Source organism: Pseudomonas sp. P106(2024) (assembly GCF_057480815.1).
In genome coordinates this window covers 358404-371425 of sequence record NZ_JBLIYU010000002.1, presented here as the reverse complement: position 1 = coordinate 371425, position 13022 = coordinate 358404, and the positions used below count along the sequence as shown (strand labels likewise).

General features: G+C 67.0%; 8 protein-coding genes. 4 read left to right on the top strand and 4 right to left on the bottom strand.

The features are described 5' to 3' along the window. Window positions 1-11: 11 nt before the first annotated feature. Together AC25M7_RS05260 and AC25M7_RS05255 are read left to right on the top strand one after the other, a co-directional pair. Window positions 12-3140 (top strand): multidrug efflux RND transporter permease subunit, encoded by a 3129-nt coding sequence (locus AC25M7_RS05260; protein ID WP_486970812.1) that lies wholly within the window; start codon window positions 12-14, stop codon window positions 3138-3140. After that, window positions 3140-4543, top strand: coding sequence for an efflux transporter outer membrane subunit (locus AC25M7_RS05255; RefSeq protein ID WP_486970811.1), 1404 nt, complete (start codon window positions 3140-3142; stop codon window positions 4541-4543). The genes AC25M7_RS05260 and AC25M7_RS05255 overlap by 1 nt, the downstream gene beginning before the upstream one ends. Before the next feature lie 185 nt (window positions 4544-4728). Here the strand turns inward: AC25M7_RS05255 and mobA are convergent, their stop codons facing one another. The 3 genes from mobA to AC25M7_RS05240 all read right to left on the bottom strand — a co-directional run bounded on the left by mobA (window position 4729) and on the right by AC25M7_RS05240 (window position 9675). Beyond that, window positions 4729-5304: a molybdenum cofactor guanylyltransferase MobA gene (gene mobA / locus AC25M7_RS05250; protein ID WP_062360830.1), complete on the bottom strand. Its 576-nt coding sequence runs from the start codon at window positions 5302-5304 to the stop codon at window positions 4729-4731. A gap of 61 nt (window positions 5305-5365) precedes the next feature. After that, window positions 5366-8488, bottom strand: a complete 3123-nt coding sequence (locus AC25M7_RS05245) for an efflux RND transporter permease subunit (RefSeq protein ID WP_197865877.1) — start codon at window positions 8486-8488, stop codon at window positions 5366-5368. Window positions 8489-8499: 11 nt separating this feature from the next. Continuing rightward, a complete protein-coding gene (locus AC25M7_RS05240; RefSeq protein ID WP_062360828.1) occupies window positions 8500-9675 on the bottom strand; it encodes an efflux RND transporter periplasmic adaptor subunit in 1176 nt (391 codons plus the stop codon). A 158-nt stretch (window positions 9676-9833) separates the two neighbouring features. Here AC25M7_RS05240 and AC25M7_RS05235 point away from each other — a divergent pair, with 158 nt between their 5' ends. Then, entirely contained in the window at window positions 9834-10535 is a 702-nt protein-coding gene (locus AC25M7_RS05235) for a response regulator (protein ID WP_062360827.1), read from the top strand. A 6-nt stretch (window positions 10536-10541) separates the two neighbouring features. After that, entirely contained in the window at window positions 10542-11840 is a 1299-nt protein-coding gene (locus AC25M7_RS05230) for an ATP-binding protein (protein ID WP_062360825.1), read from the top strand. On the opposite strand, the gene AC25M7_RS05225 is transcribed toward AC25M7_RS05230, so the two are convergent. Further along, window positions 11815-12906 (bottom strand): GGDEF domain-containing protein, encoded by a 1092-nt coding sequence (locus tag AC25M7_RS05225; RefSeq protein ID WP_486970841.1) that lies wholly within the window; start codon window positions 12904-12906, stop codon window positions 11815-11817. The two genes, AC25M7_RS05230 and AC25M7_RS05225, sit on opposite strands and share 26 nt — an antisense overlap. Window positions 12907-13022 lie beyond the last annotated feature (116 nt).

Below are 13022 nucleotides of genomic sequence, written 5' to 3'. Positions count from 1 at the left end.
AGGGTAGCGAGATGTCCAAGTTCTTCATCAATCGGCCGAACTTCGCCTGGGTCGTGGCGCTGTTCATTGCCCTGGCCGGCCTGCTGGTGATCCCGGCGTTGCCGGTGGCCCAGTACCCCAGCGTGGCACCGCCACAGATTTCCATCACCGCCAGCTATCCGGGGGCTTCGGCCAAGGTGCTGGTGGAGTCGGTGACCAGCATCATCGAGGAGTCGCTCAACGGCGCCAAGGGCCTGCTGTACTACGAGTCCACCAACAACTCCAACGGCGTCGCCGAGGTGCTGGTGACCTTCGAGCCCGGCACCAAGCCGGACATGGCCCAGGTCGACGTGCAGAACCGCCTGAAGAAGGCCGAGGCGCGCATGCCCCAGGCAGTGCTGACCCAGGGTCTGAAGGTCGAGCAGGCCAGCTCCGGCTTCCTGCTGATCTACGCCCTGACCAGCAAGGCCGGCGACCGCGGCGACACCACGGCCCTGGCCGACTACGCCGCGCGCAATATCAACAACGAACTGCTGCGCGTGCCGGGCGTGGGCAAGCTGCAGTTCTTCGCCTCCGAAGCGGCCATGCGGGTCTGGGTCGATCCGCAGAAACTGGTGGGCTATGGCCTGTCCATCGACGACATCAACAATGCCATCCGTGGCCAGAACGTCCAGGTACCGGCCGGCAGCTTCGGCAGCACGCCGGGCGCCAGCGAACAGGAGCTGACCGCGACCCTGGCGGTGCAGGGCACCCTCGATACGCCCGAGGCCTTCGCCGGTATCGTCCTGCGTGCCAACCCCGACGGCTCCAGCGTGCGCCTGGGCGATGTCGCGCGCCTGGCCATCGGCAGCGAGAACTACAACCTGTCCTCGCGCCTGGACGGCCACCCGGCCGTGGCCGGTGCGGTGCAGCTGGCGCCCGGTGCCAACGCCATCCAGACCGCGACGCTGGTCAAGGAACGCCTGGCGGAGCTTGCGCAGTTCTTCCCCGAGGGCGTCGAGTACTCGGTGCCCTACGACACCTCGCGCTTCGTCGACGTGGCCATCGAGAAGGTCATCCACACCCTGATCGAAGCCATGGTGCTGGTGTTCCTGGTGATGTTCCTGTTCCTGCAGAACGTGCGCTACACCCTGATCCCGTCGATCGTGGTGCCGGTGTGCCTGCTGGGCACGCTGATGATCATGAAGCTGCTCGGCTTCTCGGTGAACATGATGACCATGTTCGGCATGGTGCTGGCCATCGGCATCCTGGTGGACGACGCCATCGTGGTGGTGGAGAACGTCGAGCGGCTGATGGCCGAGGAGGGCCTGTCGCCGGTGGACGCGACCATCAAGGCGATGGGGCAGGTGTCCGGGGCGATCATCGGTATCACCCTGGTGCTGGCGGCGGTGTTCCTGCCGCTGGCGTTCATGTCCGGTTCCGTGGGGGTGATCTACCAGCAGTTCTCGGTGTCGCTGGCGGTGTCGATCCTGTTCTCCGGCTTCCTCGCCCTGACCTTCACCCCGGCGCTGTGCGCCACGCTGCTCAAGCCGGTGCCCCATGGCCACCATGAGAAGGGCGGTTTCTTCGGTGCCTTCAACCGCGCCTTCGTCCGGGTGACCGAGCGCTACTCGGTGATGAACAGCGCCCTGGTGGCCCGTGCCGGTCGCTGGATGCTGGCCTACGTCGGCATCCTGGTGGTGCTCGGCTACTCCTACCTGCGCCTGCCAGAGGCCTTCGTGCCATCCGAGGACCTGGGCTACAGCATTGTCGACGTACAGCTGCCGCCGGGTGCCAGCCGTGTACGTACCGACCACACTGCCGAGGCGCTGGAGCAGTTCCTGTTGTCCCGCGAGGCGACGGCCAGCTCGTTCATCGTCAGCGGCTTCAGCTTCTCGGGCCAGGGTGACAACGCCGCGCTGGCGTTCCCCACCTTCAAAGACTGGTCCGTGCGCGGCCCCGAGCAATCGGCGGAGGCGGAAACCGCCGCCATCAATGCCCAGTTCGCGGCCAATGGCGATGGCACCATCACCGCGGTCATGCCGCCGCCGATCGACGGCCTGGGCAACTCCGGCGGTTTCGCCCTGCGCCTGATGGACCGTGGCGGCCTGGGCCGCGAAGCATTGCTGGCGGCCCGTGACCAGCTGCTGGCCCGCGCCAACGGCAACCCGGTGATCCTCTACGCGATGATGGAAGGCCTGGCCGAGGCGCCGCAGCTGCGCGTGCAGATCGACCGCGAGAAGGCCCGCGCCCTGGGCGTGAGCTTCGAAACCATCAACAGCACCCTGGCCACCGCCTTCGGTTCAGTGGTGATCAACGACTTCACCAACGCCGGGCGCCAGCAGCGCGTGGTGGTGCAGGCCGAGCAGGGCGAGCGCATGACCCCGGAAAGCGTGCTGCGCCTCTATGCGCCGAACGCCCAGGGCGAGCAGGTGCCGTTCAGCGCCTTCGTCACCACGAAATGGGAAGAGGGCCCGGTGCAGCTGGTGCGCTACAACGGCTATCCGTCGATCCGCATCGCCGGTGACGCCGCGCCCGGCCACAGCACCGGCCAGGCAATGGCCGAGATGGAACGCCTGGTCAGCGAACTGCCGCCTGGCATCGGCTATGCCTGGACGGGCCTCTCGTACCAGGAGAAGGTCTCCAGCGGCCAGGCCACGGCCCTGTTCGCCCTGGCCATCCTGGTGGTGTTCCTGCTGCTGGTGGCACTGTACGAAAGCTGGGCGATCCCGCTGACGGTAATGCTGATCGTGCCGATCGGCGCCTTGGGCGCGGTGTGGGCGGTGATGCTCACCGGCCTGCCCAACGATGTGTACTTCAAGGTTGGCCTGATCACCATCATTGGCCTGGCGGCTAAGAACGCGATCCTGATCGTCGAGTTCGCCAAGGAGTTGTGGGAGAAGGGCTACAGCTTGAGCGACGCCGCCATCGAGGCCGCGCGCCTGCGCTTCCGCCCGATCGTGATGACCTCCATGGCCTTCATCCTCGGCGTGGTGCCGCTGGCCATCGCCACCGGCGCCGGCGCGGCCAGCCAGCGCGCCATCGGTACCGGGGTGATCGGCGGCATGCTCAGCGCCACCTTGCTGGGCGTGGTGTTCGTGCCGATCTGTTTCGTCTTCGTGCTGAAGCTGCTCAAGCGCAAGCCGGCCCCCGTGCAACACGCTATAGAGGTGACTCAGTGATGCTCATGCGCAATCTCGCAATTTCGTTCGCGCTGGCCGTTACCTTGACCGGCTGCTCCCTGGCACCGACCTACCAACGCCCCGAGGCGCCGGTGGCGGCCGAGTGGGGCGATGCCGCCGGCCATCACGGCAAGGCGGTGGAGCAGTTGGACTGGCAGGGGTTCATCGTCGACCCGTCCCTGCGCCAGCTGGTGGGTACCGCGCTGGACAACAACCGTTCGCTGCGCCAGACCCTGCTGGATATCGAGCAGGCCCGCGCGCAGTACCGCATCCAGCGTGCCGACCGGTTCCCGGGCTTGAATGCCGGGGTTTCGGGCAACCGCCAGCATTTGCCGGCGGACCTGTCGAGCAACGGCCGCGAGGGTGTGAGCAGTACTTACCAGGTGGGCCTGTCGCTGCCGGAGTACGAGGTCGATCTGTTCGGTCGGGTGAAGAGCCTGAGTGACGCGGCCCTGGAACAGTACCTGGCCACCGAGGAAGTTGGCCGCGCCGCGCGCATTGCCCTGATCGCTGAGGTCAGCCAGGCCTACCTGACCCTGGACGGCGCCGAGCGGCGCCTGGCGCTGACCCGCCAGACCCTGGCCAGCCGCGAGGATTCGCTGGCCCTGGTCGGCCAGCGGCGCACTGCCGGCACGGCCACGGCGTTGGATCACCAGGAGGCGCTGGGGCTGGTCGAACAGTCGCGGGCCGAGCTCGAAGGCATCGTGCGCGAGCAGCGCCAGGCCTACAACGCCCTGGTGCTGCTGCTGGGCAGCGCGGACGCGGCCACGGCGATCCCGGCCGAGCGTAGCGAGGCGCCGCTGGTCCTGCAGGATATCGCCCCGGGCGCGCCGTCGGCGCTGATCGAACGCCGCCCGGACATCCTCGCCGCCGAGCACCGGCTGCGGGCGCGCAACGCCGATATCGGCGCGGCGCGGGCGGCGTTCTTCCCGCGGATCAGCCTGACCGGCAGCTTCGGCACCTCCAGCGCGCAGATGTCCGGGCTGTTCGATGGCGGTTCGCGCAGCTGGAGCTTCATGCCGCAGCTGTCGCTGCCGCTGTTCGACGCCGGGCGCAACAAGGCCGGCCTGAGCCTGGCCGAGGCGCGCAAGGATTCGGCGGTGGCGACCTATGAAGGCACGATCCAGACCGCCTTCCGCGAAGTCGCCGACGCCCTGGCCGCCACCGACACCCTGCGCCGCGAGGAAGCGGCGCGCCGGGCCCTGGCCGACACCAGCCGGGCGACCGTGGCGCTGGCCAAGGCGCGCTACGAGGGTGGGGTGGACAGCCACCTGCGTTACCTGGATGCGCAGCGCAACGGCTATGTCAACGAAGCGGCGTTCATCGAGGCCAGTACCCAACGCCAGCTGGCATTGGTCGATCTGTTCCGTGCCCTGGGCGGTGGTTGGCCGGGCAAGGGCTGAAAAACTCCTTTGGTTGGGGATTCCAACCGCTTGGCCCCGGGGAATTTTGCCCGGGGCTTTTTTTGCCTCTAAGAATGGGGTAGGCAGGGCCGACGAAATCGCGGGGCAAGCCCGCTCCCACAGAGCACGCGTATTTCTGCGGGAGTGGGCTTTCGTGGGAGCGGGCTTGCCCCGCGATCAAGGTGTTAATCCTGCAGCAGATCCGGGCTGTTGAAGTTACTCAATCGCGGGTCGTCCTCTATACACTCCAGCCCCTGGACATTCGCTTGTAGCAAGGCCTTCTGCAAACTCCGCTCACCCGCCTGCCAGGCCTGCTCCAGCAGCGGCAGCAACCGCCGTGGCAGCACATTGAACATCGGCTGCCAGTACCCGCCCTGGCGCACCATGGCCGGGCTGTCGTGGGCCACCGCCAGGGCCAGCAGGTTCTCGATCAAGGCCCGATCGATCAGCGGCGCATCGCAGGCCAGCACCACCACCCATTCATGCCGTGCCACCTTGAGCCCGCTGATGACCCCGGCCAGCGGACCAGGAAAGTCCGCATCGGCATCGTTGACGAGTTGGTCGGCATACGCCGCATAGGCCGCCTGGTTGCGGTTGCAGGAGATCACAAGATCATCGCTGAGTGCCCGCACGGCACGTTGCACATGGGCCACCAGCGGCTCGCCGCGCCAGGCCACCAGGCCCTTGTCGCGGCCGCCCATGCGCTGGCCACGGCCTCCGGCGAGGATGAGGATGGAACAGGGGGGGAGGGCGTCAGGCATGAAAAAGGGTTCCGGGCAGTCAATGCCGGGAACCCTCCCATTTACCGCGAGGCTTGTCCAGTCAGGCCTCGTGGGTGGCTGCTTCGGTCGTCCTTGCCCGACCGCGCCCGGCCAGGCGCATCACCACGACGAAGAACACCGGCACGAACACCACGGCGAAAGTGGCGCTGAGCATGCCGCCGATCACCCCGGTGCCGATCGCCTGCTGGCTGGCCGAGCTGGCGCCGCTGGCGATGGCCAGGGGCACCACGCCGAGGATGAACGCCAGCGAGGTCATCACGATCGGGCGCAGGCGCAGGCGCGCGGCCTGAATCGCGGCGTCCACCGCGTCGTGGCCCTGGTCGACCAGGGCCTTGGCGAACTCGATGATCAGGATGGCGTTCTTCGCCGACAGGCCGATCAGGGTGATCAGGCCAACCTTGAAGTACACATCGTTGGGCATCCCGCGCAGGGTCACCGCAAGCACCGCGCCAAGCACGCCCAGGGGCACCACCAGCAGCACCGCGGTGGGGATCGACCAGCTTTCGTACAGCGCCGCCAGGCACAGGAACACCACCAGCAGCGACAGCGCCATCAGCAGCGGGGCCTGGCTGCCAGACAGACGCTCCTGCAGCGACAGGCCGGTCCATTCCAGGCCGGCGCCGGCCGGCAGCTGGGCAACCAGATGTTCGACCTCGGCCATGGCCTCGCCCGAGCTGTGGCCGGCCGCCGGCTCGCCGGAGATCGACACCGCCGGGTAGCCGTTGTAGCGGGTCAGCTGCACCGGACCGGACTGCCAGTGGGCGCTGACGAAGGCGCCGAGGGGCACCATCTTGCCGCTGTTGTTGCGCACGTGGATCTTCAGCAGGTCCTCGACCTGGCTGCGCCGGTCGCCTTCGGCCTGCACCACCACCCGCTGCATGCGGCCCTGGTTGGGGAAGTCGTTGACATAGTTGGAACCCACGGCGGTGTCCAGCACCGCGCCGATGTCGGCGAACGACACGCCCAGGGCATTGGCCTGGCGCCGATCGATTTCCAGTTCCACCTGGGGGCTTTCGGCCAGCGAGGCTTCGCGCACGTTGACCAGTACCTTGCTCTTGCGCGCCGCCTCCAGCAACTGGTCGCGGGCTTGCATGAGCGCGGTGTGCCCCATGCCGCCACGGTCCTGCAGGCGGAACTCGAAGCCGGTCGACTCGCCCAGGCCGTCCACCGGCGGTGGCAGCACCGCGTAGGCGATGGCGTCCTTGAGCTGGGTGAAGGCCAGGGTGGCGCGGTCGGCGATGGACTGCGCGCTGTCGTCGCCACCGCGTTCGGACCAGTCCTTGAGCGTGGTAAAGGCCAGCGCCGCGTTCTGGCCGCTGCCGGAGAAGCTGAAGCCGAGGATCAGCGTGGTGTTGGCCACGCCCGGTTCTTCGGCGTTGTGCGCCTCGATCTGCCGGGCCACTTCGATGGTGCGCGCCTGGCTGGCGCCTGGCGGCAGCTGGATATCGGTGATGGTGTAGCCCTGGTCCTCGGTGGGCAGGAAGGCGGTGGGCAACTGGCTGAAGCCGTAGCCGAGCACAGCCAGCAGCACGGCATACACCAGCAGGTAGCGGCCGCTGCGGGCCAGGGCGTGGGTCACCCAGCGCTGGTAGCCGTTGCTCATGCCCTCGAAGCGGCGGTTGAACCAGCCGAAGAAACCCTTGCGCTCATGGTGCTCGCCCTTTTCCAAGGGCTTGAGCAGGGTGGCGCACAGGGCCGGGGTCAGGCTCAGGGCGAGGAACGCCGAGAACAGGATCGACACCGCCATCGACACCGAGAACTGCTGGTAGATCACGCCCACCGAGCCTTTCATGAAGGCCATCGGCAGGAACACCGCCACCAGCACCAGGGTGATGCCGACGATGGCGCCACTGATCTGGCCCATGGCCTTGCGTGTGGCTTCCTTGGGCGGCAGGCCTTCCTCGGCCATGATCCGCTCGACGTTCTCTACCACGACGATGGCGTCGTCGACCAGGATGCCGATCGCCAGCACCATGCCGAACAGGGTCAGCACGTTGATCGAGAAGCCCAGCGCGTTCATCACCGCGAAGGTGCCCATCAGCGCCACCGGCACCACCAGGGTCGGGATCAGGGTGTAGCGGAAGTTCTGCAGGAACAGGAACATCACCGCGAACACCAGCACCATGGCCTCGACAAGGGTGTTGATCACCTGCTTGATCGAGACCTTGACGAACGGCGAGGTGTCGTAGGGGATGTCGTATTTCACCCCGGCCGGGAAGTAGCGCGCCAGCTCGTCGAGCTTCTGCTTGACCAGGCCCGCGGTTTCCATGGCGTTGGCGCCGGGCGACAGCTTGACGCTGAAGGCGCTGGTGGCCTTGCCGTTCAGGCGCGTGCCGTACTGGTACTCCTGGGCGCCGATCTCGACCCGGGCGACATCGCCGACGGTGACGGTCGAGCCGTCGGTGTTGGCGCGCAGGACGATGGCGGCGAATTCCTCGGGGGTGCTCAGCTGGCCCTTGACCACCACGTTGGCGGTGATCTCCTGGGTCGGCCGGCTGGGCAGGTCGCCGATGCTGCCGGGGGCGACCTGGGCGTTCTGCGCGGCGATGGCCTCGGCCACGTCGTTGGGCGTGAGGTTGAAGCCGACCAGCTTGGCCGGGTCGATCCAGATGCGCATGGCCCGCTCCGAGCCGTACAGCTGCGCCTTGCCGACGCCCTTGATGCGGCGGATCTCGTTCATCACGTTGCGCGCGAGGATGTCCGACAGGGCGATTTCATCGAGGCTGCCGTCCTCGGAGGTGAGGGTGGCCAGCAGCAGGAAGCCGGTGGACACTTTCTCAACCTGCAGGCCTTGCTGAGTCACCGGGCGCGGCAGGCGCGACTCGATCACCTTGAGGCGGTTCTGCACATCGACCTGGGCCATGTCCGGATTGGTGCCGGGCTGGAAACTGGCGGTGATGGTGGCGTTGCCCAGGCTGCTCTGCGACTCGAAGTAGAGCAGGTTGTCGGCACCGTTGAGCTCCTGCTCGATGATGCTGACCACGCTCTCGTCCATGGTCGCCGCCGAGGCGCCCGGGTAGACGGCGTAGATTTCCACCTGCGGCGGCGCCACGTCGGGGTACTGGGCCACCGGCAACTGCGGGATGGCCAGGGCGCCGACCAGGAGGATGAAGAGGGCGACCACCCAGGCGAATACCGGGCGGTCGATGAAGAACTGCGGCATGGATCAGGCCCTCATTGGCCGGTGTGTTGGGCGACCGCGGAGGCGCCCGGTTGCTCGTCGACCTGGACCTGGTCGCCGGCCTTGACGTGTTGCAGGCCCTCGACCACCACGCGATCACCCGGGGCCAGGCCCTCGCTGACGATCCAGCGATCACCCTGGGCGCTGCCCAAAACCACCTGGCGTTCGCTGATGCGCTTCTGCGGGTCGACCAGCAGCACCTTCGGCACGCCGGCGCTGTCGCGCAGGATCGCCCGTTGCGGCACGCTGATGCCCTGGGGCTGCACCGCCTGGTCCAGGCGCACGCGCACGTAGCTGCCCGGCAGCAGGTCGAGGTCGGGGTTGGGGAACTCGCTGCGCAGGGTAATCTGGTTGGTGCTCGGGTCGACACTGATGTCCGAGAACAGCAGCTTGCCGGCCAGCGGGTAGGCGCTGCCGTCGTCCTGGATCAGCGTGGCCTTGACCTGGTCCTGGCCGACCTGGCGCAGTTCGCCGGCGCGCAAGGCGCGGCGCAGGGCATTGAGCTCGCGGGTCGACTGGGTGACGTCGGCGTGGATCGGGTTCAACTGCTGGATGGTGGCCAGCGGCGTGGTTTCGTTCTGTCCGACCAGCGCGCCCTCGGTCACCAGGGCGCGGCCGATGCGCCCGGAGATCGGCGCGGTGACGGTGGCGTAGCCCAGGTTCAGGCGCGCCCGTTCCAGCGCCGCCTTGGCTTCGCCGACCGCGGCGTCTGCCTGGAGGAAGGCGGCGCGGGCGTTGTCGTACTCCTGGCGGCTGACCGCCTTGTCGTCGACCAGCTCGCGGTAGCGCTGTTCCTGCAGGCGGGCCTGGTACAGGGTTGCCTCGGCCTTGGCCAGGGTGGCGCGGGCGCTGTCGAAGTCGGCCTTGAATGGCGCCGGGTCGATCAGGAACAAGACGTCGCCCTGCTTGACGTCGCTGCCTTCGCGGTACACCCGCTTGAGCACCACGCCGGCTACCCGGGCGCGCACCTCGGCGGTACGCGGCGCGAGGAGGCGGCCGCTGAGTTCCGTGCTGATCGCCAGTGGCTGCACGGCCAGGGTCTCGACCCGGACCTGGGAAGGCGGGGCCTGTTCTTCCTGTTCGGCGGCGTCGTTGCAACCGGCCAGGGAAAGGGTGATCAGCGCCAGCAGCGCCAAGGGGCGCAGGCGCGAAGGGCAGGGAATGGACATACGGATCTTCCAAGTTTGATCCAGCGTATGCTAAAGCAGCCGTTCGGGTGGCGGCTGTTAAGCTGTGTTGGGCGTGTGTGAAAAAGTGTGAACAATCGGCGGTGGCCCGCGCGGGATTCTATATCCTGCCTTACTTCAATCTTTCGTCAAATCCCCTTATGCCGAACATTCTCCTGGTCGAAGACGACAGCGCGTTGTCCGAACTGATCGCCAGCTACCTGCAACGCAACGATTTCCATGTCCGGGTGATTGCCCGCGGCGACCATGTACTGGACGAGTTCCGCCGCCAGAAACCGGACCTGGTGATCCTCGACCTGATGCTGCCGGGCCTCGACGGCCTGCAGGTGTGCCGCCTGCTGCGCCAGGAGAGCCAGGGCCTGCCGATCCTCATGCTGACCGCCCGTGACGACAGCCACGACCAGGTGCTGGGGCTGGAAATGGGCGCCGACGACTATGTCACCAAACCGTGCGAACCCCGGGTGCTGCTGGCCAGGGTGCGCACCCTGCTGCGCCGCAGCAGCGTCAACGAGCCGCGCCTGGACAGCGACCTGATCCAGGTCGGCGGCCTGCGCATCGACCTGGCCGAGCGCACGGTCAGCTGGCGCGGCGAGGAGGTGGAACTGTCCAGCGGCGAGTACAACCTGCTGGTGGTGCTGGCGCGCAACGCCGGCGAGGTGATGAGCCGCGACCGTATCCTGCAGCAGTTGCGCGGCATCGAGTTCAACGGCACCGACCGTTCGGTGGATGTGGCCATCTCCAAGCTGCGCCGACGCTTCGACGACAGCGCCGGCGAAGCACGCAAGATCAAGACCGTGTGGGGCAAGGGGTATCTGTTCAGCCGGGTCGAGTGGGAGTACTGACAGGCCATGCTCAAGATCCTGGTGCGGCTGTACCTGGTGATCATCGTCGCCTATGCCGGGGCGATCGCGCTGATCCCCGACACCATCGTCGGGTTGTTCCATGAGCGCTTCATGGCCTACAACCTCGAGCAGGCCAAGGGCGTGCAGACCCTGATCGTGCGCCAGTTCCAGCAGGTGCCGCAGGAGCAGTGGCCGGCAGTGGAAAAAGACCTGGCCGAGGTGTTCAAACCTTTGCAAGTGCGCCTGTTGCGCATGGACGATGCCGACTTGAGCAGCGAGGAGAAAGCCCGGCTCGAACATGGCCTATTCGCGGTGCGCATGGCCGACTGGGGCTACTACGAAACGGTGCTGGCGCCGCTGGATTCGCAATGGCTGGTGCGCCTGCATTCGCCGGACGACCCGCTGGACATCAACGTGCTGTCCTGGGGCGTGACCGTGCTGATCGGCGCGGCCATGCTTGGCTGCCTGCTGTTGTGGGTGTGGCCGCACTGGCGCGACCTCGAACGGCTGAAGGACACTGCCCGGCGCCTGGGGCGCGGCGAGATGTCCGAGCGCACGCATATCTCGCCTCGCTCGAACATCGGTGAACTGGCCGGGGTGTTCGACACCATGGCCAGCGATCTGGAACGCCACGTCAACCAGCAGCGCGAACTGCTCAACGCGGTTTCCCACGAGCTGCGCACGCCCTTGACCCGCCTGGACTTCGGCCTGGTGCTGCTGTTCGACGAGGTGCCGCCGGCCAGCCGCAAACGCCTGCTGGGGTTGGTGGGCCATGTGCGCGAACTGGACGAACTGGTGCTTGAACTGCTCTCCTACAGCCGCCTGGACAGCGTCGACCAGGCCCGCGAGCGGGTCGAGGTGTCGTTGCTGGAACTGGTGGACAGCGTGCTCGGCAGCTTCGCCGAGGAGCTCGACAACCGTGGCATCCGTTGGGAGGTGCGCTGCGAAACCGACCTGCCGCGTTTCGTCCTCGACCCGCGGCTGACCGCCCGCGCCGTGCAGAACCTGGTGCGCAACGCCATGCGCTACTGCGATGAAAGCCTGCTGCTGCGCCTGCGCCGGGAAGAGGACGGCGCTTGCCTGGTGACCGTGGAAGACGACGGCATCGGCATCCCAACCGAGGAGCGTGAGCGGATCTTCCAGCCGTTCTATCGCCTGGACCGCAGCCGTGACCGTAATACCGGCGGGTTCGGGCTGGGGCTGGCGATCAGCCGGCGGGCCATCGAAGGGCAGGGCGGCACGCTGACCGTGGCGCAGTCGGCGCTGGGCGGGGCGCAGTTCAGGATTCGTTTGCCAGCCGGGTAGTCCACAGGACGAAGCGGTCCTTGCCGGTGTGCTTGGCCTCGTACAATGCCTGGTCCGCCCTGATCAGCGCCAGGCTCAGGGTATCGCCGCTGTCGATCCGGGCCAGGCCGATGCTGATGGTCACCGGGTGCGCAGACAGGTCCTCGCGCACTCTCTGGCACAGCACGGCGACCTGCTGCTCGGCGCTGGCTTCGTCCAGCCCCTGGAAGAAGATCGCGAATTCCTCGCCGCCCAGCCGGGCGATCTCGTAGCCGATCATCGCTGCCTTGATATGCGCTGCCACGCGCTTGAGCACCTCGTCGCCGATGTCATGGCCGAAGCGGTCGTTGACCTGCTTGAAATTGTCGATGTCGATCATCGCCAGGAACTGTCCGGCATCCGCCTGGCGCAGCTGCTTTCCGGCCTTGGCCATGAACGAGCGGCGGTTGGGGATTTCGGTCAGGGCGTCGATGTAGGCCTGTTCCAGCAGCACGTTGGTCAGGTAGAAATTGTGCAGCTTGGCCTGGCGGATGCGCAGGTAGCTGTAGGTCACCAGGCCGCTGAGGAATACCCCGTAGCTGATCAGCATCGCGCCCTCAAGCTCCAGGGCCTCGATACGCGTGTGGAAGAACGGGTTGAGCATGAGCCAGGTGATGCCCAGGGCGCAGAAGAACGACCAGCGCCGCACCGGCAGCAGCGAGACGGCGTAGAGCACCGTCGAGACTCCGAGCACCAGCCACACCGGGCGCAGAACGATCGGAATGCCCTCGATCACCAGGCGCATGGCCAGGGTGATCACCGCCACGAACAACAGGTTGAGCACGTCGAAATGCTGGCTCTTGCGGGTGAAGCCCAGGACCACGCAGAGGCTGCACAACAGGGCGATGAACACCCCCGACAGCCAGGTGAAACCCTGGCCGCCAAGGTAGCTGACGATCAGGTCGAAGATCAGCCAGATGGCGATGCCGATGCAGAAGATCAGCAGGCAGAAGCGGCGCATGGCCTCGAATTCGTGCTGGCGGAACTCGGCGCGCAGGGCGGCGGGGGCGACCTGTTGGCGAATGTGGGCTTCGAGGGTCTTGTACATGGAGGCGATGATGGCCTTGAAATTGTTGTCTGTTATGCCTTCCAGGGCTGTGAGGTCTCTGTAGGAGATCACCCAGCCTTTCGGGCTACGCTGTCGCGCAGGGAACCGTCCCCTGT

Excerpts from the sequence above, each read along its gene's own strand:
- AC25M7_RS05225 (WP_486970841.1), bottom strand. The coding sequence starts at position 12,906 with ATGTACAAGACCCTCGAAGCCCACATTCGCCAACAGGTCGCCCCCGCC.
- AC25M7_RS05235 (WP_062360827.1), top strand. The coding sequence starts at position 9,834 with ATGCCGAACATTCTCCTGGTCGAAGACGACAGCGCGTTGTCCGAACTG.
- AC25M7_RS05245 (WP_197865877.1), bottom strand. The coding sequence starts at position 8,488 with ATGCCGCAGTTCTTCATCGACCGCCCGGTATTCGCCTGGGTGGTCGCC.
- mobA (WP_062360830.1), bottom strand. The coding sequence starts at position 5,304 with ATGCCTGACGCCCTCCCCCCCTGTTCCATCCTCATCCTCGCCGGAGGC.
- AC25M7_RS05255 (WP_486970811.1), top strand. The coding sequence starts at position 3,140 with ATGCTCATGCGCAATCTCGCAATTTCGTTCGCGCTGGCCGTTACCTTG.
- AC25M7_RS05260 (WP_486970812.1), top strand. The coding sequence starts at position 12 with ATGTCCAAGTTCTTCATCAATCGGCCGAACTTCGCCTGGGTCGTGGCG.
- AC25M7_RS05230 (WP_062360825.1), top strand. The coding sequence starts at position 10,542 with ATGCTCAAGATCCTGGTGCGGCTGTACCTGGTGATCATCGTCGCCTAT.
- AC25M7_RS05240 (WP_062360828.1), bottom strand. The coding sequence starts at position 9,675 with ATGTCCATTCCCTGCCCTTCGCGCCTGCGCCCCTTGGCGCTGCTGGCG.